The sequence below is a fragment of the Methylobacterium sp. 1030 genome (assembly GCF_040544715.1).
Taxonomy (GTDB): domain Bacteria; phylum Pseudomonadota; class Alphaproteobacteria; order Rhizobiales; family Beijerinckiaceae; genus Methylobacterium.
In genome coordinates, this window is record NZ_JBEPKM010000008.1 from 95,216 (window position 1) to 116,139 (window position 20,924).

Genomic DNA, 20,924 nt, shown 5'->3' on the forward strand with positions numbered 1-20,924 from the left:
AGCATTGGCCGTGGTTGAGATCGTGACAGCCGTGCCTGCCCGGTCGACTGCCAGACCGGGGCATTCCGCCCGGCCAGGATCAATGCTGATGCTCGATGCGCGCCGTGGTGGTCCCTTCGCCGAGTGGTCGTCCGGCGAGGGGAACGGCGTCGGTCCCGTACCGGTTCCGGCCCGGCCGGCCTCGCTGCGCCGCCGCATCCTCTACGCGACGCCCGAGATGGCGGATTTCGTGAAGACCGGCGGCCTCGGCGAGGTCTCGGCCGCCCTGCCCCGGGCCCTGGTCCCGCACTACGACATCCGCGTCCTGATCCCGGGCTATCGGCAGGTCCGGGCCGCCTTCCCGGAGATCCCGGTCGTCGCCCGCCTCGAGGGCTTCGCGGGCATTCCCGCCTGCGACCTCGGCCTGGTCGAGGCGGCCGACGGCCTGCGGATCTACGTCCTGCTCAGCCCCGACCTCTACGAGCGCGACGGCACGCCCTACGGCGACCAGCACGGCGATTTCGGCGACAACGACCTGCGCTTCGCCCGCCTCAGCCTCGCGGCGGCGGACCTCGCCACTGGCGCCGATCCCGACTGGGCGGCCGACATCCTGCACCTCAACGACTGGCAGGCGGCCCTGGCGCCGGCCTATCTCGCGTGGCGCGGCCGGCGGGTCCCGAGCGTGCTGACCATCCACAACCTCGCCTACCAGGGCCTGTTTCCCCGGGACGCCCTGCCCCGGCTCGGCGTGCCGGACTCGGCCTTCCAGGTCGACGGCGCCGAGTTCTACGGACAGCTCTCCTTCCTGAAGGCCGGCATCTTCTACGCCTCGCAGGTCACCACGGTGAGCGAGACCTACGCGCGGGAGATCCAGACGCCCGAGCTTGGCTGCGGCCTCGACGGGCTGCTGCGCACCCGCGCCGGCCAGGGCCGGCTCGCCGGCATCCTGAACGGCATCGACGAGAGCTGGGATCCGACCACCGACCCGCACCTCGCCACGCGCTTCGAGATCGACGACTGGAAGGGCAAGCGCGCCAACACCGAGGCGGTGCGCCAGCAATTCGGCCTCGCGGTCTCCCGCGGGCCGCTCTTCGCCATCGTGTCGCGCCTCGTGCACCAGAAGGGCATCGACCTGAGCCTGCAGGCGGCCGAGACCATCGTGGCCGGGGGCGGCCAGCTCGTGGTGATCGGCCAGGGCGAGGGCCGGTTCGAGCAGGCGCTCCGCGGCCTCGCCCAGCGCCATCCCGACGCGGTCGGCGTGCATGTCGGCTTCGAGGAGGCGCAGGCCCGGCGGATGTTCGCCGGCAGCGACTTCCTGCTGATGCCCTCGCGCTTCGAGCCTTGCGGCCTCGCCCAGATGTACGCGCAGCGCTTCGGCTCCCTGCCGATCGTGCGCCGGACCGGCGGCCTCGCCGACACGGTCGAGGACGGCGTGACGGGCTTCACCTTCGGGGAGGCCTCGGCCGCCTCCTTCGGGGCGGCGGTGCGGCGGGCGCTGGAGGCCTTCGGCCAGAAGAAGCGCCTCAACGCCATGCGGCGGCGGGCCATGGCGGCCCATTTCGGCTGGGACCGGGCCGCCGAGAACTATGCCGGGCTCTACGGCCGGGCCATCGGCAACAGCGTCGGGCTGCGCTGGCGGGCGGCGTAGGGACTTCTCGCGGGCCCCCCTGCGGGGCGGGGAGGTCCGGTCGGGTCAGATCATCTCTGCCAACGGCGCGGGCGCTTCCCCTCGCGCCGCTTCACCGCGCCCGTCGTCCCGGGGCGTCGCAGCCGGACCCGGACGGATATGCCGGAGGGGGGGCAACCCGGACCGCCGTCGGTGCGGACCTTGACTGCCGGCGGGCCTGGATCCCGGGCTCCGCTGCGCGGCCCCGGGACGACGCGGTGACGCCTGGGCGAAGGCGAAAGTCTCCTCACCCCTCCAGCAGGAAGATCATCGTGGCGAGCGGCGGGAGGGTGAGCGACAAGCTCTGCCCCTGGCCGTGGCTCGCCTGATCGTCGGTGTGGCGGCCGCCCTGGTTGCCCAGGTTGGACCCGCCGTACACGCCGGCATCCGAGTTGAACGCCTCCCGGTAGAACCCCGCCTGCGGCACGCCGATCCGGTAGCCCTCGCGCGGCACCGGGGTGAAGTTCGACACCACGATGGCGACCTCGCCGGGCTTCGCGCCCTTGCGGGCCCAGGCGATGACGCTGTTGTCCTGGTCGTCCGCCACCAGCCACTGGAAGCCGGTATGCTCCACGTCGCGGCTGTAGAGGGCCGGGGTCGACACGTAGAGCCGGTTGAGATCGCGGATCACGCTCTGGACGCCCTCGTGCAGGGGATCGTCCAGGAGGTGCCAGTCCAGGCTGTTGTCGTGGTTCCACTCCCGCTCCTGGCCGAACTCGCCGCCCATGAACAGCAGCTTCTTGCCGGGATGCCCCCACATGAAGCCGTAATAGGCCCGGAGATTCGCGAATTTCTGCCAGCGGTCGCCGGGCATCTTGCCGAGCAGCGAGCCCTTCCCGTGCACGACCTCGTCGTGGGAGAGCGGCAGGATGAAATTCTCCGAGAAGGCATAGAGCAGCCCGAAGGTCAGGTTATGGTGGTGGTAGCGGCGATGGATCGGATCCTCCTGCATGAAATGCAGGGTGTCGTGCATCCAGCCCATGTTCCACTTGAAGCCGAAGCCCAGGCCGCCCGTGTAGGTCGGGTGCGAGACGCCCGGCCAGGAGGTGGATTCCTCCGCCACCGTGATCGTCCCCGGGGCGTGGCTGTAGGTCGCCTCGTTGGTCTTGCGCAGGAAGTCGATGGCGTCGAGGTTCTCGTTGCCGCCGTAGCGGTTCGGGATCCACTCGCCCTGGCGGCGCGAGTAGTCGAGGTAGAGCATCGACGCGACGGCATCCACGCGCAGGCCGTCGAGGTGGTAGTGCTCTAGCCAGAACCGGGCGTTGGCGGCGAGGAAGGTCGCGACCTCGGTCCGCCCGAAATTGTAGATGTAGGTGCCCCAGTCTTGGTGGAAGCCCTGGCGCGGGTCGGCGTGCTCGTAGAGGTGGGTGCCGTCGAACAGGCCGAGCCCGTGGGCGTCGAGCGGGAAGTGGCCCGGCACCCAGTCGAGCAGCACGCCGATGCCGGCCTCGTGGGCCGCGTCCACGAAGGCGGCGAAGTCCTCAGGGCTTCCGAAGCGGCTCGTCGGCGCGAACAGCGAGACCGGCTGGTAGCCCCAGGACCCGTCGAACGGGAACTCGGTGATCGGCAGCATCTCGATATGGGTGAAGCCCAGATCCTTCACGTAGGGGATCAGCCGGGAGGCCAACTCCCGGTAGGTGAGGTAGCGGTTCCCCTCCTCGGGCACCCGCGCCCAGGAGCCGAGATGGACCTCGTAGACCGAGATCGCCGCGTGGCGCGGGTCCTTGGCGCCGCGGGTGCTCATCCAGCCGGAATCGCGCCAGTCGAAGTCGCTCGACCCGTGGGTGACCGAGGCGGTCTCCGGCGGGTGCTGGGCCGCGAAGGCGACCGGGTCGGCCTTGAGCGGGACCAGGGATCCGTCGGGGCCGCGGATCTCGAACTTGTAGCGCACGCCGGCCTTGAGGCCCGGCACGAACAGCTCCCAGATGCCGCCGTCCTGCCAGAGGCGCATCGGGTGGCGCCGCCCGTCCCAGTCGTTGAAGTCGCCGACGACGCTGACCTTGCGGGCGTTGGGCGCCCAGACGGCGAAGCGGAAGCCGTCGATGCCGTCGAGCTGCCCCGACTGGGCGCCGAGCATCCGGTAGACGAGGTTGGTGCCGACCTCGCGGAGCGCCGCCACGTCGTACTGCTCGATCGAGGAGCCGAAGCCGTAGGGGTCGTAGCGGCGGCGCTTCGTCCCGTCCCAGGACTCGACCTCGATCTCGTAGAGGGGCCGGTGCTCGCCCTCGGCCTTCGCGACCCAGAACCCGTCCGGGTGGCGCTTCTCGAAGGGCGCGGTGCGGCCGTCCATCACCAGGGTGGCGGCCCGCGCCTCGGGCAGCACGGCGCGCACCTCCCAGGCCTTCGGCCCGACCCTGTGGGGTCCGAGCACCGCGAAGGGGTCGCCGTGGTTGGCGGCCATCAGCGCGGCGATCGCGTCCGGGTGGATGCTCGGCGGCTGCGCGGCGCCGGAGCCCGGGACATCCGCGGTCCGCGCCGTCCCCGCGCCCGGGTCGGCCCGTCGTGCGAAGGTCTCGTCGATCGCCGTCATTCAGATGCTCCGGGCTCGTGTCCGTCCGTGTCCAGAATGGTGAGAACCCCACGGGCAGGGATTTCGATCCAGTCCGGCCGGTTGTTGGCCTCGTAGTCGACCTCGTAGAGCGCCTTGGTCAGCAGGCAGAGGCGCAGCAGACGGGTCCGGCTCTCCGGATCGGTCACCGCCGCCCGGGAGCCCTCGACCGCGGTCTCGTAGCCGGCGAGGAACGCCGCCTCGATCATGCCGCGCCACGCGGTCGCCGCGTCCCGCGCCCGCTCCTCCGAATCGGCGAACCGTGCGGTGATCTCCCGGATCACCGTCTCGGCGCCGTACGCGAAGGAGCGCATCAGCCCGGCGACGTCCCGCAGAGGCATCGACTTGGCCCGGCGCTCGTCGGCCGGGCGCGAGGGCTCGCCCTCGAAGTCGACGATGATCAGGTCGTTCTCGGCGACCAGCACCTGGCCCAGATGGTAGTCGCCGTGGATGCGGGTCTTGTGGGCGCCCCGGACCGGCGCTTCGGTGAGCGCGGCGATCAGCGCCTCGACCTCGCCCCGGCGCTGGCCGAGCTCCGCGCAGGCCGGCTTGCCGGCGTCGAGGCCGCGGTCGGCGAGGCCCTTGAGCGCCCGGAAGGCGCGCTCGGCCTGGTGGCGGGCGTCGCGCGCCAGCACGGCGAGGTCGTCCCCGGTGAACGGCTCGGCCGCGAAGGCCGGGTCGTCGGTCTCGATGGCGAGCGCCGCGTGCAGCTCGGCGGTGCGCCGGCCGAGCAGGTCGGCCCAGGGCCGGTGGGCCTGGAACGCCTCCTCGGGGGTCGCGGCCTCGCTCTCGGGCGTGAGCACCACGGTCTCGAAGTCCCGGCGCAGGCCCTCCAGCATCAGGGTCCAGGCGTCGCCCTGGTTCATCACGAACTTCTGCAGGACCGCCAGGGCGGTCCGGGTGCCGTCCTCGGCGACATGCTCCAGGGTGCCGAGCAGGGCGGGTGTATTCGAGAACCCCGCCTTCTCGGTGAGGAAGCGCCCGACCTCGATCTCGGGATGCAGGCCCGGCTGCAGGCGGCGCAGCAGCTTGAGCATCATCTTCGAGCCGATGGCGATCGAGGTGTTGCTCTGCTCGCCCGAGAGCCGGCGGATGTCGGCCACGTCGACCGTGACGTCCGGGTCGAAGGCCGAGGTGACGGCGAAGACGAGCCGCCCGGTCTCCGTGGGGATCTCGCGGGCCTGCCGCATGTCGTCGATCAGGCAGGCGGCGAAGTCGTTGGAGCCGGCCGCCCCGTAGAGCAGGCCGGTGCGCGGCCCCCGGCGCACCCGCGCCACCGCGAAGGGCATGAGGGTCTCGTCCTCGCGGCCCTCCTCGACGCCCACGGGCACGAAGTATTCCTGGGTCTCGCCGCTGGCGAGCTGCACCTGCAGCCGCGGCAGCAGGAAGCGCGCGCTGCCGTCGACGTCCTTCAGGGCGGCGCAGTCGACGACCTTCGTGGCCTTGATCCGCGAGCCCTTGGCGCCGAACCAGCGCCGGCTCGTCAGGAACGGCGGCACCACGGTGCGCTCGAAGGCGACGCGCTCGCGCCCGCTCATCAGGGTCTCGATCCCGCCGGTGAGCACCAGGGTGAACAGCTCGGGCGGCTCCTGCTGCGGGCCGATCACCCCCGACCGGGCGGCGCTCAAGGAGAACCAGTAGAAGCCGTAGGACGGCAGGGTCAGCAGGTAGGGCAGGTCGCCGATCGGCGGGAACTCGGTGCCACCGGTCAGCTCGATCGGCACCGCGGTGCGCAACTCCGACAGGTCGAGCTGCACCGCCTGCGGCGCGCGCGACAGGTTCGCCACGCACAGAATCCGCTCGTCCTCGTGCTCGCGGATCCAGGCGAGCACCTTCCGGTTCGACGGGTACAGGAACTGGATGGTGCCGCGCCCCAGCGCGACGCTGTTGTTGCGGATCGCGATCATGCGCCGCGTCCAGTTCAGCAGGCTCGTCTGGGCCTGGGTCTGCGCCTCGACGTTGATCGCGTCGAACCCGTAGATCGGGTCCTGGATCGCCGGCAGGAACAGCTTCTGGGGATTCGCCCGCGAGAAGCCGCCGTTGCGGTCGGGCGACCACTGCATCGGCGTGCGCACGCCGTCGCGGTCGCCGAGGTAGATGTTGTCGCCCATGCCGACCTCGTCGCCGTAGTAGAGCACCGGCGTGCCGGGCATCGACAGGACGAGGGACTTCATCAGCTCGATCTTGCGCCGGTCGTTCTCGAGGAGCGGCGCGAGGCGTCGGCGGATGCCGAGGTTGATCCGGGCGCGCCGCTCGGCGGCGTAGAACGACCAGAGGTAGTCACGCTCCTCGGCCGTGACCATCTCGAGCGTCAGCTCGTCGTGGTTGCGCAGGAAGATCGCCCACTGGCAGCCCTCCGGGATCTCCGGGGTCTGGCGCATGATGTCGGTGATCGGGTGCCGGTCCTCCCGGGCGATCGCCATGTACATCCGCGGCATCAGCGGGAAATGGAACGCCATGTGGCACTCGTCGCCGTCGCCGAAATACTGCGCGGTCTCCTCGGGCCACTGGTTGGCCTCGGCGAGCAGCATCCGGTCGGGGTAGCTCGCGTCCAGCGCGGCGCGGATCGCCTTGATGACGTCGTGGGTCTCGGCGAGGTTCTCGCAGTTCGTGCCGTCGCGCTCGATCAGGTAGGGGATCGCGTCGAGCCGCAGGCCGTCGACGCCCATGTCGAGCCAGTAGCGCATCACGTCGATGACCGCTTCCAGCACCTTCGGGTTGTCGAAGTTGAGATCCGGCTGGTGACTGTAGAACCGGTGCCAGAAATACTGCTTGGCGACCGGGTCCCAGGTCCAGTTCGACGCCTCGGTGTCGAGGAAGATGATCCGCGTGTCCTTGTACGGCTCGTCGGTGTCCGACCAGACGTAGAAGTCGCGCTCGGGCGAGCCGGGAGGGGCCTCGCGGGCGGCCTGGAACCAGGGGTGCTGGTCCGAGGTGTGGTTGATGACGAGCTCGGTGATGACCCGCAGACCGCGCTCGTGCGCCGCCTCCACGAAGGCCTTGAAGTCCTCCATGGTCCCGTAGGACGGGTTGATGTCCCGGTAATCGGCGATGTCGTAGCCGTCGTCGCGCAGCGGCGAGGGATAGAACGGCATCAGCCAGATCGCCGTCACGCCGAGATCGCGCACGTAGTCGAGGCGCTGGGTCAGGCCCTCGAAATCCCCGATCCCGTCGTTGTTCGAGTCGAAGAACGACTTGACGTGGATCTGGTAGATGATGGCGTCACGGTACCATTGCGGGTCGCTGCGATCGATCATCGCGTCGCTGCCTCATCGGTCGAGTCTGACGGGACCGGCGGGGGACCCGGCCGGGGCGCGGGCGGCGGGCCGCCGCGCGGGTGCGAGGGTCGGCGACGGGAATTCCCGCCGCCGCATTCAAGGGCCATGGCCGAGTGCCACGCGCGGCCTCAGCCCGCAACCCGCCGCGGCGCCCGGAGGCGCCAGATCACGCAGGATCGCTCGGCCGGATCGAGGGCGATGCGGTGGGTCTTGCCGCGCAACTCGAACGTGTAGCCCTGGAGCAGGTCCTCGACCTCGACGGCGCCGTCGTCGGGCAGGCCGAACAGCCAGAGCGGCACCTCGTAGGTGCATTCCTGGCGGTTCTTCGGGTCGAGGTTGACCATGGTGAAGACGCAGTTGTCGCGCTCCGGCGTCGCCTTGGCGTAGGCGATGATGTTGTCGTTCCAGGCGCCCGTGAAGGTCACGTTGCGGAAGTCCCAGAGGGCGGGGTTCTCGCGCCGGATCCTGTTGAGCTTGACGATGTGCTCGCGGATGTTGCCCGGCCGGTCGTAGTCCCAGGCCTTGAGCTCGTATTTCTCGGAGTTGAGATACTCCTCCTTGCCCGGGTACGGCGCGGCCTCGCACAGCTCGAAGCCGTTGTAGATGCCGTAGACCGACGACAGGGTCGCGGCGAGCGTGCCGCGGATGACGAACCCCGCCCGCCCGCTGGTCTGGAGGAAGTACGGGTTGATGTCGGGGGTGTTGGCGAAGAAGTTCGGGCGGTAGTACTCGCCCATCTCGCCGGCCAGCTCCAGGGCGTAGTCGGTGAGCTCCTGCTTGGTGTTGCGCCACGTGAAGTAGGTGTAGCTCTGCTGGTAGCCGGCCTTGGCGAGCTTCTTCATCATCTTCGGCCGGGTGAAGGCCTCGGCGAGGAAGATCGCGTCCGGGTAGCGGCCGTTGACCTCGCCGATCACCCATTCCCAGAACGGGATCGGCTTGGTGTGCGGGTTGTCGACCCGGAAGATGCGCACGCCGCGCGCGCACCAGCCGAGCAGGATGTCGCGCAGCTCGATCCAGAGCGAGGGCAGGGCGCCCCCGTAGAAGTGGACGTTCGAGATGTCCTCGTACTTCTTCGGCGGGTTCTCGGCGAATTTCAGGGTGCCGTCGGGGCGCCACTCGAACCATTCCGGGTGGTTCTTGATCCAGGGATGGTCCGGCGAGCACTGGATCGCGAAGTCGAGGGCGATCTCCATGCCGTAGGCGTGGCTCGCCGCGACCAGCCGCTCGAAATCCGCGAGCGTGCCGAGGTCGGGATGCACGGCCTCGTGGCCGCCCTCCTCCGCGCCGACCGCGTAGACCGAGCCGACATCGCCGGGCTCGGCCTTGAGGGTGTTGTTCTTCCCCTTGCGGTTGGTCCGACCCACGGGGTGGATCGGCGTGAAGTAGAGAACGTCGAAGCCGAGCTCGCGGATCTCGGGCAGGCGCCGGATCACGTCGTCGAAGGTGCCGTGGCGGTTCACGTCCATCGACTGGGAGCGCGGGAAGATCTCGTACCAGGCGGAGAACCGGGCCGCGAGGCGGTCGGCGATCACCGGCAGGGTCACGGGATAGCGGGTCAGGTTCACCCGCTCGGCGTTCCGGCGCACGAGGCTCGCCGCGTCGGGGGCGAGGATCCGGTCGAGCTGGGCCGCCGAGCCGGTCTCCTCGGCGGCGAGCGCCGCCACCAGCGCGGCGAGGCGCTCGGCGTCGCGGCCGCCGCGGGTCCGGGCGAGCGAGGCCGCGGTCCCGACGAGCGCCACGCCCTCGATCGTCTCGAGCCGCACGTCGACGCCGGCGGCGCGCTTCTTCAGGGTGTCGCGCACCCAGGACGAGAACGCGTCGCGCCACGCGATCAGGGTGAACTCGTAGCGGGCGTTCCGCTCGAGGGGGAAGTGCCCGGCCCAGCGGTCGTTGTCGACGAAGACCATCGGGTCCTCGCGCCAAGTCTCGCCTCCAGACGCCTCGGTGCCGGCGACCCGCGACAGGATCGCGGCGTCGATGATCTCGTGGCCGTCGGAGAAGATGTCGGCCTCGACCCGCACGGACTCGCCGACAATCCGCTTCACCGCCGAGCGACCGCCGTCGATCTCGGGGCTGACCGCCTCGATCACCACCCTTCCCTCCCCGTCCGGGGTGCCGCGCGCCGGCTGGCGGGCGACCTCCTGGGCGCTGGCCGCGAGGATGCGCAACTCGCCCGGCATCAGGTCGATGGCGCTGCCGGGATGGAACGCGATCGGCTCGGCCTCCGGGGTCCGGTCGACGAAGGCGCCGAGCATCCCGCCGGTGCGGGCGACGAGCGCGCCGGCCTCGACCGGCACCGGCCGGTCGGTCGGGTTGTAGAGCACGATCAGCCCGTGCCGCGCCGAGGCCGGGTGGCCGGTGTCGAAGCGGGCGAGCGCCACCAGATCGCTGTCGGGGGCCGAGATCCGGATCTGCGCGCCCTCGACATTGGCGGCCGGCAGCTCCGCCCGCAGGGCGTTGATCGCCCGAATGGAGCCGGAGATGTCGATGCCGGTCTCGTTCTCGCGGTCGCGCGGGGTGGTCTCGACCACGTGCAGCGCCCGCCGGTAGCCCCACTCGTAGCCGATCGGCATGAGCACGCCGGCCGAGAAGAAGGCCGCGAGCGCGTAGCGGGTGCGCAGATGCGCCGCCACCGCCTCCGGGCCGCCGCCGATCTCGGCGGCGAGCCGCGTCATGTCGTGGTTCTCGGGGAAGGCGATCGAGGGCGCCAGCACCCGCAGGCGCTCGTACTGCTCGAGCGCCCAGGGCTTCCTCAGGTCCCACCACGCGAAGGAGTTGAACAGATAGTCGAAGCCGGCGCCGGCCGTGGCCCGGGCCTCCTCGAAGGTGCAGCCCAGGGTCTCGGCGGCGAACAGGCAGGCGGGGTCTTGGCTCTTGGCCTGCCCGATCAGCACCCGCCAGGTCTCCGGTGGCACCTTGTAGGCGGCGTCGCACCGGAAGCCCTTCACGCCGAGGCCCTGGAGATGCGCCACGTAGGCGCCCCAGATCCGGGTGAGTTCGTCCCGGGCGGAGGGGGTGTGGTAGTCGAGCTCGGCCAGGTCGCCCCAGACGGTGCGGATCGACGGGTCGTCCGGGTCGACGGCGGCCGGGTGCATGATCGAGCCGTCGGGCTCCTTCATGAACAGGTCGGGCCGCTCGGTGGCGAGCCGGGCGTTGTCGGCGGTGTGGTTGATCACGAGGTCGGTCATCACCGACAGGCCCAGCGCCGCGGCGGCGGTGCAGAAGCGGCGGATCTGCTCGTCGTCGGGCGTGCCGTCTTGGTCGCGGAACCGCTCGTCGAGGCGCTCGGGATCGGCGACCGCGTAGAGGCTCCGCGAGCCGCCGGTCTGGTGGAACGGGTTGAGGTAGACCCAGTCGAAGCCGAGGGCGGCGATCCGCGGCAGCTCGGCCGTCCAGTCCGAGACGCGCCCGACCAGGAGCGGGAACAGGTTGTAGATCCGCGGCCCCTCGGCCCGGGGGGCCAGCGCGGCCGGCAGGACGGCCGCGGCCCCGGACGTCGCAGCGGCTTTGGTCGGTGCGTTCATGCTGCCTCTCGGCTCCCGTTCCCAGTGTCGTAACGCCCGAACCGCCGGGCTGTGCCGCGCGATCCGGTCCGACGTGTCTCAGCAGAGTCGCGTGACAGGGCTGCGGAGGGGCCACCGGAAGACGCGCCCGGACCGCCGCCGTCTCTGCGAGCGGCGCCACGCTGATCCAGGTCGCGCTGCCCTGGGTCGCCTCGCTCCGCTCGCGATGACGGCGCGGTCACGGTTCCCGCCGCAGCACCGCGTAGGGGAGGTCGCGCAGGAGAGCGCCGAGATCGGCCCCCTCCCCCTCCACCACCCGCCCCGAGGCGAGGTCCCGCCAGCGCGTCCCCGCCCCGAGATCGACCTGGGTGCCGGCAAAGGACTCGCCCGACCAGATGGCGTCCCCGACGAAGCCCGCCACCAGCCGCGGCACCGCCACGAACAGGTCGCCGCCCTCTTGGACGGGGTCGGTCCGCCGGTAGGCGATGACGTGGTCGGCCCGGGCGCCGGTGGCCGCGACGGGCTCGTAGGCGGCGCTGGCGTAGAAGTCCGGGCGCTCGGCCCGCTCGGCGAGGAGCCGCGTCAGAGTCGCCTGCTTGACCCGCCCGTCCGGCCAGTGGCCCAGCAGCTCCGCGGGCGCCCCGCCCTCTTCCAGCATCCGCTCCAAGGCCGGGTAATCCACCGGGCGGCGGTTGTCGGGATCGACGAAGGAGAAATCCCAGATCTCCGTGCCCTGGTAGGTGTCGGGCAGGCCCGGCAGGGTGCATTTCAGGACCGTCCGGCCGAGGCTCGCCAGCATGCCGAGATGGGCGAGCCGTCGGGCGAAGGGCCGGAGTTCGCTCAGGAAATCCGACCCCGGGGCGATCAGCGCCGTGAACAGCCGCTTGACCGCGCCCTCGTAGACCTCGTCAACGTTGACCCAGCTCGACCGGCGCTTGCCCTCCCGCATGGCCTTCTCGCCGTAGGCGATCAGCCGGTCCCGGAAATCCGCGATCGCCCCGGCCTCGTCCCGCTCCAGAAGCTCCAGCGGCCAGGCGCCCAGGATCGCCTGGAAGAACATCCACTGGTCGTTGGCGTCCGGGGCCGGCTCGCCGTCGATCCGGGCGAGGTGCGGGCCGGCGACCCGCTGCCACAAGTCCCAGGCCTTGGCCCATTCCTCGGGGATCTCCGAGAGGGCGAGCAGCCGCGTGCGGGCATCCTCGCCCCGCTTGGTGTCGTGGGTCGCGGTGGTGATCATGGCGCTCGGCCAGTCCCGGGCGCGGGCGATCTGCAGATCGTGGAAGTGCTCCGCGTCGATCCCGTACTCGCCCGGATCGCCGCCGACCTCGTTGAGGCCCAGGAGGCACGCGTAGCGGTAGAACAGCGTGTCCTCCAGGCTCTTGGCCATGACCGGGCCGGTGAGCTGCTGGAACCGGCGGCGGAAGCGCAGCACCACCCGCGGGTCCGGCCGGCCGGGGCCCGCCGTCTCGACCCGACCGAGCAGGACGTCGGCGGCGAAGTCGTGGACCGAGCGGTCCGGCAGGCTCGACCAGCGCTTGGCCTTGGCGACGGCGCCCTCGATCAGGCGGACATCCTCGGGCTCGACCTCGCCCTCCTCCAGATCCGACGGCAGGTAGCTCCGGTAGGTCGGGAAGCGCGCGATGATCTCGATCAGCGCCCGGCGCAGCGCGTTGACGGTGAAGTCGCGGGTGCGCCGGTCGGCGTCGGCGACCTCCTTGAGGTCGGTGGTCAGCACCTCCAGCTCGCTCGCGAAGCTGATCTCGAGGATCTCGGCCTTGGCGGCGCGGAGCTGGAAGCCGTAGGGCTCGTCGAAGCCCGTGGCCCAGGTGTAGAGCCGCTCGATTTTCCCGCGCCGGCTCTTGTCGACCAGGATCCCGTCGAGCTGGTTGAGCACGTCGTAGCCCGTGGTCCCGGCCACCGGCCAGGGCCGCAGCCGCTCGCCCGGCTCCAGGATCTTCTCGACGACGACGTAGAAGCCCGGTCCGACAGCCGCCTGGAGCGCCCTTGCGTAGCCCAGCGGGTCGGCGAGGCCGTCGATATGGTCGATGCGCAGGCCGTCGATCCGGCCCTCGCGGACGTGCCGGAACACGGTCTCGTGCGAGCGGTGGAAGATGTCGGACAGCTCGACCCGCAGGCCGGCGAGCGAGTTCACGTCGAAGAAGCGGCGGTAGTTGATGTCGCTCGACGCCACCCGCCAGTGGGCGAGCCGGTAGGCCTGGGCCTCCAGCAGCCGGTGCAGCGGCCCGAAACTGTCCGGGCGGCCTTTGAAGCCGTTGAGCAGCGCCAGCGTGCTGGCGGTGGCCTCTTGGATCAGCGGCGACACGCCGTAGATCTCGGCGAGCCGGCGCTTCAGCCCCTCGGCCTCCTCGGGGAAGCCTTTGCGGCGGGTCTCGTCGGTATCGATCGACATCGCCCGCAGCCGCTCGGAGATGGCGAGCAGTTCCGCGGTGGTGTCGTCGTCCACCGCCCCGATCGCGGCGATCACCCGGTTGAGGATGGTCGGGTAGCTCAAGGGGCGGATCGGCAGCTGGTGCTCGTAGTGCCAGACGCTGAAGGCGCCCTTCTCGGGGTCGAACTTCAATTCTAGCGTGCCCTTCTCCAGGGCCTCACCGTAGCGGTCGCCGAGGAATGGGATCACGAGGTTGCGCCCGGCCCCGAGCCGCTGCCAGTCGATGTCGAAGGCGTCGGCGAAGGGCGACAGGGAGCCCCATTCGAGCACCGAGAGCCACCACGGATTGTCGGAGCCGCCGACGCCCATGTGGTTCGGGACGATGTCGAGCAGGAGCTTGATCCCGTGGGCGTGGAGCGTCTCGGAGAGCGCGATGAAGCCCGCCTCGCCGCCGAGCTCCGGGTTGATCGCGCCGTGATCAACGATGTCGTAGCCGTGGGTCGAGCCGGGCCGCGCCTTCTGGAGCGGCGAGGCGTAGACGTGGCTGATCCCGAGCCGGTGCAGGTAGGGGACGATCCGGCCCGCATCCGCGAAGGTGAAGTCCTTGTGGAACTGCAGCCGGTAGGTCGCGCGCGGCGGCGGCGCGGCGAGCCGCGCGGCGCCCGAGCGCGGGCCCCGCGCCTCGGCCGAGAGGGACGCCGCGAGCTTCGCCAGCGGCCCGCCGGGGGCGGCGATGTCCACGAGATCCCGGTCGAGCTTGCGCCGCCAGTTCGGGTAGCCCTCGGTCGAGCCGGGCACATTGGCCTGGGCGAGTTCCGAGACCACGTCCTCGTACTGGACGGCGGTGAGCATCGCGGGCGCGCGGGCGAGGTAGCGGGCGGCGGCCTCGAAGGGCGCGGAATCCGGCGGCTCGGCGGAGGGCAGCAGCTGCTCGGCCGCCAGCGCCTCGGCGAGGCGGCGGCGCTCGACGACGCGCTCGCCCCGCTCGACCTCGGCCCGCTCCTGATCGTAGAGGCCGAGCGACTGGCGGGTGTCGGTGTCGACCCCGCGCCACCAGCCGACGAAGGTCGGCAGGTCGTGGGTGGTGATGGCGGTGAGCGCGTCCCGCGGGTAGGCCGAGGGCGGCTTGAAGCGTCCGTCGGCCTCGCGCTCGAAGGCGAGGATCCGGTAGCTCAGCACCCCGGCCCGCATCAGCGCGTCGGAGAAGCCTTCCGGCGCCGTGCCGAGATCCTCCGCGATGACGAGGCACTTGTTGCGGTGGCTCTCCAGCCGCAGCACCGCCAGCATCGGCTCGAACGGCATGGCCACGTAGGCGCCGGCCTGGGCCCCCGCCCCCAGCGGGATCAGGAACAGGCGGGCGAGCTGGAAGGCGTGGTCGATCCGGATCGCGCCGGCGTGGCGCATGTTGGCCTGGACCAGGGCCCGGAAGGCCGCGAGCCCGTCGCGCTCCATCGCCAGCGGATCGAAGGCCGGCAGGCCCCAGTTCTGGCCCTTCGGTGCGAGCAGGTCCGGCGGCGCGCCGATCGACACCTTGTCGGCGAAGCGCTCGGGATGCGACCAGATCTCGGAGCCGCCCCGGTCGGCGCCGACCGCGAGGTCGCGGTAGAGCCCGACCCGCATGCCAGCCCCGAGCGCCGCCGCTGAGGCCTCGGCGAGCTGCCGGTCGGCGAGGTACTGCAGCCACGCGTGGTAGCCGACGAGGTCCGCGTTCTCCGCCGCGAAGGCTCGGACCGCCTCCGTGCCGGCGCGGCGATACGCCTCCGGCCAGTCGCCCAGCCAGTGCGCCCCCTGCCCCCGGAAATGCTCGGACAGCGCCTCGAACAGGGCGTGCGCTTCGAGATCCTCCCCGCCCTCCTGGCGGAACTGCTCGAAGCCCGCGTCGGTGCCGGCCCGGGCCGGCGACTCGGCCCAGAGCGCCCGGAGCACCGGGTCGAGCACGTCGTGGACGCCCTGGTGGTCGACGAGGGCGGCCTCGCGCAGAGCCGTGATCGCGTCCGCGCGCTCGGCGAGCAGCGCCTCGGCCCGGGAGCCCGCGAGCCCCGGCAGGCTGCGCGGGGCGATGAACAGGGTCTCCAGGAACAGCCGCGAGGAGGGCGAGTAGGGCGAGATCTTGGTCCGGTCGGAGCCGAACAGGGCGTGGACCGGGCTGAGCCCCAAGAACGCCGCCCCACGCAGGGCGGCCTCGCGGGCGGCCTCGCCGGCATCCGCGTAGGTGCCGATGCCGATATTGGTGGCCGAGCGCAGGCCGTAGAGCTGGGCGGCCATGCCCCAGTCGGAGGCGCCCTCCTCCGTGTAGGGGCGCGGGCGCCAGCAGCGCTGGGGCGCGGCGATCACCCAGGCCTCGGCGCGGGTCTGCCCGGCCTGGACGGTGAGGCGGTGATAGCCGGGCGTCAGCGGCGGCAGCTCGAAGCCGGGCTCCGACCCCTGCGGGTTGGCCCGGCCCTCGCGGGCGGCGCCGCGCTCGTCGACGAGGCGCCAGACCAGGGTGTGGGGCGCGCCGTCCTGCGGGCGCACCGGCACCCGGGCGGCCCGGCGGGCCTCCACCGGCAGGAGCGGCGGGATCAGGCCGCGGCGCAGGCGCTCGACCTCCGCGAGGCTCGCGGCGATCGCCGCCTCGTCCTCCACCGCGAAGCCGAGGGCCGCCAGCAGGCCGCGGCGCACCTCCAGCGACGTCTCGACGGGCTGGCCGAAGGCGTCGGTGTAGCCGGGGGCGACGCCGACGAGGTCGGCGAGTGTCTCGAGGCGGCTCACGCGCGGGACTCCGTCAGGAACACGCCCGTCCAGGACGGGAGATCGCGTCCGGCCCCGTCCGGGGCGTTGGTCCAGACCGGCCAGGCACCGCCCGGATCCAGCGCGAAGGGTTCGGTCCCGACATTGGCGACGAAGCGCAGGGTGCCGGCGCCGAAGCGCCAGGTGCAGTCGACCACGTCCGGGCGCGGCATCGCGGCGGCGGCGCCGTCGTAGCCGGACTTCGCCAGGGGCACGACCACGTCGCGGCGCAGCCCCAGGAGCCGCGTCGTCTCGGCCAGCACCTCGCGGTGGGGCGAGCGCTCCCGCTCGGACCAGTCGAGCTTCGAGGCCGCGAAGGTCTCGGCCTCGGTCGGGTCCGGGATCTTGGAGGTGTCGTCCGCGAAGGCCGCGAAGCTCTTGAACTCCCGGCGGCGCCCGTCGCGCACCGCCTTGTTCAGGTCCGCGTCGGGCGCGAAGTCGACGAAGAACAGGAACGGCGCCGAGGCCGACCATTCCTCGCCCATCCAGAGCATCGGGATCTGCGGTGCCAGGAGGAGCCCGGCCCGGGCGAGTTCGAGTTTCTTGGGATCCGCGAGGTGGTTGAGCCGCTCGCCGAGCGCCCGGTTGCCGACCTGATCGTGGTTCTGCAGGAAGGTCACGAAGGCGGAGGGCGGCAGGTGCCCGGAGGGCTCGCCGCGCGGGTGGTTGTCGAGCGTCGGGAAGGGCTCGCCCTGGTAGGCGAAGCCCTCGGCGAGGCAGCGGGCCAGGTGGGCGACCGGTTTGTCGGCAAAGCTTTTATAGTAGCCGGCGTCCTCGCCGGTGAGCAGGACGTGCCAGCAATGGTGCAGGTCGTCGGCCCACTGGGCGTCGTGTATCTTCGGGCGCCCGGCGGCGTCGCGCTCCAGCCAGCGGGCCTGGTTGGCCTCGTTCTCCAGCATCAGGTGGATCTGCCGGTTCGGGAAGATCCTCCGGACCGTCTCGCCGAGCTCGGCCAGGAAGTGGCGGGGCGAATCGTCGAGGATGGCGTGGACGGCGTCGAAGCGCAGGCCGTCGAAATGATACTCCTCCAGCCAGTACAGGGCGTTCTGGATGAAGAACTGCCGCACCGTGGCGCCGCTCTCCTTGCCGTCGAAGTTGATGCCCGCGCCCCAGGGGGTCTGGTGGCGCTCGGTGAAGAACGTCCCGGCATAGGCGTGGAGGTAGTTCCCGGCCGGCCCGAAGTGGTTGTAGACCGCGTCGAGATAGACCATCAGGCCCAGCCCGTGGGCGGCGTCGATCAGGCGCTTGAGGTCGTCCGGTCGACCGTAGGCGCCGTCCGGCGCGTAGGGCTGGACGCCGTCGTAGCCCCAGTTGCGCGAGCCCTTGAAGTCGGCGAGCGGCAGCAGCTCGAGGGCGGTGACGCCGAGCGCCTTGAGGTCGGGAAGCCGGGCCTGCAGGCCGGCATAGGTGCCCTCCGGCGTCGCGGTGCCGACATGGCACTCGTAGATCACCGCCTCCTCGAAGGGCCGCCCGGTCCAGCCCGCGTCGGACCACTCGAAGCTCCGCGGGTCGATCACCTCGCTGAGGCCCGAGACGTCGTCCGGCTGGAAGCGGGAGGCGGGATCGGGCACGACGAGGTCGCCGTCGACGCGGAAGCCGTAGCGGGCGCCGGGCTTCACCCCCGGCAGGGCCGTGCGGCGCCAGCCGCCGCCGGATTCGGGCAGCGGGTGGTCGACGCCGTCGACGACGAGGTCGACGCTCCGGGCGGTGGGCGCCCAGAGGGCGAAGCGGACGCCGCCCCCGACCATCTCGGCCCCGAAATCCATGCTGTGGGCGCGCCGCATCGGGCCACCGTCCTCGTCATTGGCCGCGCGACCGGGACGCAAGCGCGGCAGGATCATCTGTCGTGGGAGAAGGCCCCGGGCCCGATCCGGTTCCCGCAGCGCAGCTATGGCGGAGCGGCCGCGTGGCAATGGGGTATCGGCGGGCGTGACGGCGAGGTGACGGCCAGGTGACGGCGGAGGGTAGCGGCGTGACGGCGGGCCGCGCGGAAACTAAGCCGCAGTTCCGTCCGCGCGGGGCGGCCCTATCTTGCCCGGCCGGCACTCTCTTCGGTCTGGGAGCGGACACTGGGTCGGACGCACATCATCGGCATCCACGGGCTCGCCAACAAGCCGCCCCGGGACGAGAAGGCCGCCTGGTGGCGCGCCGCGATCCGCGAGGGGCTCGACCGCAATCTCGGGCTCCGGGTCGCGGAGCCCGACCTGCCCTTCACCTTCGTCTACTGGGCCGACCTGCGCTACCCGCAGCCGCTCGCGGGCGACCGCAACCGCGAGCCCTACCGCCCCGATCACGGCCTCGGGCCGTTCCCCTCCCCGGCGGGGGAGCCGGAGCGCGCCGAGCCGACCCTCACCGACCGGATCTACCGCGGCCTGTCGCACCTGCAGGAGGCCGCCGGTCTGACGCCGGTGGACGACCTGATCCTGGAATACCGCCTCGACGACCTCTGGGGCTACTACGAGGACGCGGACTTCCGGGCGGCGGCGCGGGCGCGCCTGCGCGACGCCCTGGCGGCGGCCGCGGCAAACCGCGTGCTGATCGCCGCGCACTCGATGGGCGGCCTGATCGCCTACGACGTGCTGCGCGCCGCCGAGGCGGACGGGACGCCGATGCCCCGCTGCGACCTCGTCACCCTCGGCGCGCCCCTCGGGCTCGCCGAATTGAAGCTGAAGCTCGCCGACGAGCACGGCGACCTCCGGGTGCCTGCGGCGCTCGCCGCCTGGACCAACCTGATGGATCGCCAGGACATCGCCACGGTGGGCGACGACCTCGCGGCCCTCTACGCGCCGAACGCCGCCGGGGTGCGGGTGCGGGACGTACCGGTGATCAACGCCTACCGGAGGCCGGACGGCGCCGAGAACCGGCACAAATCCTACGGCTACCTGCGGACCCCGGAATTCGCCCGGGTCGTGGCCGGGTTCCTGGACGCCGCGGCGTGAGCGATCCGGGGAGGTGCCGCGCTCCGCCGCGCGCCGCCTCCCCGACCCCGGACGCGCGCCGCCCGGGTCGGGGCGCGGGCCTGCCGGGCCTCAGAGCCGGCCCGGCACCACCTCGCGCAGGACGCGCTCCGTGGCGGCATCCTCGATCTTGTTGATCAGCCGCTTCGCCTCGTGTTCGTCGCGCAGGGTCTTGGCCAGGGTGAAGGTCGTGCCCGTGAGGAACAGCGACGCCATGGCGAGGTAGCCCTTGATCCAGATGTCGGCGGGCAGGAAGAAGATGCCGAACGTCAACATGGCGGCGGCGACGGCGAAGCTGACCAGCGTGAAGGTCTTCCAGGCGCCGGTATGGGGCATCTGCGGTGTCATGGTGCGGTCTCCTGAGGAATGATCGAAGGGGAAGCGGTGCGGCGCCGGTCAGGCGCCGGCCCTGAGGCGGTCGAGCACGGCCCGCGGGTCGGTGCGGGGGCGGCCGTAGCCCGCCGCCTCGAGATCGGCCTCGATCCCGCCCGCGGCCTCGGCCTCGAGCGCGGTCAGCGCGGCGGCGACGTCCGCCTCGGCCGCCTGCCGCTCGCGCAGGCGCGCCAGCGTCCGCTCGGCCTCCCCGAGCGCCCCCGCCGACAGGGTCGTGACCCGGCGGCCCTCCAGTCCGGCCCGCCGCAGCGCCTCGGTGGTGCGGGCGGTCTGGAGCCCGCGGTCGAGGTCCCGCAGGCGCTCGCCGCCCTGCGCGACCAGGCCCTTCAGCCGCTCGACCTCCGCGGCGAAGCGCTCGGCGGCGGCCCGGCGGTCGGCCCGCTCGTCCTCCAGGGCGGCGATGTGGATCGCCGCCTCGGTCCCGAGATCCTCGCGCCCGTCGCTGAGCGCCCGCCGCGCCCCGTCCGACAGGGTGTCGATGCGGGTGCCGATGGCGTCGAGGGCGCGCGCCTCGGCGGCGTGGTAGGCCATGGCGACGGCGAGTTCCCGTCGGGCGGTCGCCAGGGCGCCGGCGGCGTCCCGGATCTGCTGGCGCAGGATCGTCACGGCATGGGCGTCGTGGATCGCCTGGGCGTTGTCGGCGATCACGCCGCGCATCAGGAAGGAGAGGGTCCTCATCACGGTTCACCTCGCGGGAACGACGGGCCGGACCGCGTCCGGATTTGATTGAACGTCGTTCATGAAACAAGTAAACACGGGACGTGCCGGGCCGCAAGGGATAAAATGAACGATGTTCATAAAAAAGTGAGGGGGCGGCCGCGGAAGGAGCCCGGCGATCGGGCGGCCGATCGCCAGGCCCTGATTGCGGCCGCGGTGGCGATCCTGAACGCGGGCGGCGCGGCGGCGCTGACCGCCCGCGGCGTCGCGGAGCGGGCCGGCACGGCGGTCGGCTCGGTCTACACGCAGTTCGACAGCCTGGAAGTGCTGCGCCTGGAGGCGAACGCCGTCACCATGCGCCGGCTCCGGGACACCCTCGTGGGGGCGCTAGCGGCCTGTCCGTCGCGGGAGACGGAGGCGCGGCTCCTGTGCCTGGCCGACGCGTATCTCGCCTTCGCGGCCGAGCACCACGCCGCCTGGGCGGCGATCTTCGAGCGGCGCACGGTGGCGGCGCCGGACTCGGTGCAGGCCGACATCGCGGCCCTGTTCGGGATCCTGGAGGGGGTGCTGCGCGACGGTGGCCGCCTCGGCGAGGCGGCGATCCCCGTGATGGCGCGGGCGCTGTGGTCCAGCGTCCACGGCATGACCTATCTCGCCGATCTCGGCAGCCTGGGTCCCCTCGGGGTCAGCGACGTGCGGCCGATGATCGACGCGCTGGTGCGGGCCGCGGTCCGGGGCTTCTCCGCGGGCTGAGCGCCGCCCGCCCGCCCGCGGGGGCCCCGCCC

Annotated in this window: 10 protein-coding genes; 3 read left to right on the forward strand and 7 right to left on the reverse strand. The window is 71.9% G+C overall.

Translation table 11 applies throughout. From position 1 onward, the window contains the following. The first annotated feature begins 88 nt into the window (after nt 1-88). Entirely contained in the window at nt 89-1,627 is a 1,539-nt protein-coding gene (gene glgA, locus ABIC30_RS13205; RefSeq protein ID WP_331299275.1) for a glycogen synthase GlgA, read from the forward strand. 265 nt (nt 1,628-1,892) lie between these two features. On the opposite strand, the gene glgB is transcribed toward glgA, so the two are convergent. The 5 genes from glgB to treZ form a co-directional block, all read right to left on the reverse strand. Beyond that, nucleotides 1,893-4,175 carry a 1,4-alpha-glucan branching protein GlgB gene (gene glgB, locus ABIC30_RS13210; protein ID WP_354455380.1) on the reverse strand — a complete coding sequence of 761 codons (2,283 nt, stop codon included), beginning with the start codon at nt 4,173-4,175 and terminating at the stop codon, nt 1,893-1,895. Continuing rightward, nucleotides 4,172-7,450, reverse strand: coding sequence for a maltose alpha-D-glucosyltransferase (gene treS, locus ABIC30_RS13215; protein ID WP_042672719.1), 3,279 nt, complete (start codon nt 7,448-7,450; stop codon nt 4,172-4,174). Before treS ends, glgB begins: the two co-directional genes overlap by 4 nt. Nucleotides 7,451-7,599: 149 nt before the next feature. After that, the gene (locus ABIC30_RS13220; RefSeq protein ID WP_354455382.1) at nt 7,600-10,995 is read right to left on the reverse strand and encodes a maltotransferase domain-containing protein; all 3,396 of its coding nucleotides are present in this window, start codon (nt 10,993-10,995) and stop codon (nt 7,600-7,602) included. A gap of 217 nt (nt 10,996-11,212) precedes the next feature. Further along, nucleotides 11,213-16,114, reverse strand: coding sequence for a malto-oligosyltrehalose synthase (locus tag ABIC30_RS13225; protein ID WP_354455384.1), 4,902 nt, complete (start codon nt 16,112-16,114; stop codon nt 11,213-11,215). Then, nucleotides 16,111-17,916, reverse strand: coding sequence for a malto-oligosyltrehalose trehalohydrolase (gene treZ / locus ABIC30_RS13230; protein WP_354455386.1), 1,806 nt, complete (start codon nt 17,914-17,916; stop codon nt 16,111-16,113). The genes ABIC30_RS13225 and treZ overlap by 4 nt, the downstream gene beginning before the upstream one ends. A 624-nt stretch (nt 17,917-18,540) precedes the next feature. On the opposite strand from treZ, the gene ABIC30_RS31815 reads away from it, so the two are divergent. After that, the gene (locus tag ABIC30_RS31815) at nt 18,541-19,071 is read left to right on the forward strand and encodes a hypothetical protein (RefSeq protein WP_502915840.1); all 531 of its coding nucleotides are present in this window, start codon (nt 18,541-18,543) and stop codon (nt 19,069-19,071) included. Between the two features lie 90 nt (nt 19,072-19,161). Here ABIC30_RS31815 and ABIC30_RS13240 read toward each other — a convergent pair whose 3' ends face one another. Together ABIC30_RS13240 and ABIC30_RS13245 are read right to left on the reverse strand one after the other, a co-directional pair. Beyond that, on the reverse strand, nt 19,162-19,437 hold the full coding sequence (locus ABIC30_RS13240) for a YiaA/YiaB family inner membrane protein (RefSeq protein ID WP_020093331.1): 276 nt from the start codon (nt 19,435-19,437) through the stop codon (nt 19,162-19,164). A gap of 48 nt (nt 19,438-19,485) precedes the next feature. After that, a complete protein-coding gene (locus tag ABIC30_RS13245) occupies nt 19,486-20,160 on the reverse strand; it encodes a PspA/IM30 family protein (protein ID WP_020093330.1) in 675 nt (224 codons plus the stop codon). Nucleotides 20,161-20,265: 105 nt separating this feature from the next. On the opposite strand from ABIC30_RS13245, the gene ABIC30_RS13250 reads away from it, so the two are divergent. Continuing rightward, entirely contained in the window at nt 20,266-20,892 is a 627-nt protein-coding gene (locus ABIC30_RS13250; protein WP_354455389.1) for a TetR/AcrR family transcriptional regulator, read from the forward strand. Nucleotides 20,893-20,924 lie beyond the last annotated feature (32 nt).

What these genes read in the sequence shown, in the direction of transcription:
- glgB (WP_354455380.1), bottom strand. Translation starts at nt 4,175, where the DNA reads ATGACGGCGATCGACGAGACCTTCGCACGACGGGCCGACCCGGGCGCG.
- treZ (WP_354455386.1), bottom strand. Translation starts at nt 17,916, where the DNA reads ATGCGGCGCGCCCACAGCATGGATTTCGGGGCCGAGATGGTCGGGGGC.
- ABIC30_RS13250 (WP_354455389.1), top strand. Translation starts at nt 20,266, where the DNA reads ATGAACGATGTTCATAAAAAAGTGAGGGGGCGGCCGCGGAAGGAGCCC.
- ABIC30_RS13220 (WP_354455382.1), bottom strand. Translation starts at nt 10,995, where the DNA reads ATGAACGCACCGACCAAAGCCGCTGCGACGTCCGGGGCCGCGGCCGTC.
- treS (WP_042672719.1), bottom strand. Translation starts at nt 7,450, where the DNA reads ATGATCGATCGCAGCGACCCGCAATGGTACCGTGACGCCATCATCTAC.
- ABIC30_RS13245 (WP_020093330.1), bottom strand. Translation starts at nt 20,160, where the DNA reads ATGAGGACCCTCTCCTTCCTGATGCGCGGCGTGATCGCCGACAACGCC.
- ABIC30_RS13240 (WP_020093331.1), bottom strand. Translation starts at nt 19,437, where the DNA reads ATGACACCGCAGATGCCCCATACCGGCGCCTGGAAGACCTTCACGCTG.
- glgA (WP_331299275.1), top strand. Translation starts at nt 89, where the DNA reads ATGCTCGATGCGCGCCGTGGTGGTCCCTTCGCCGAGTGGTCGTCCGGC.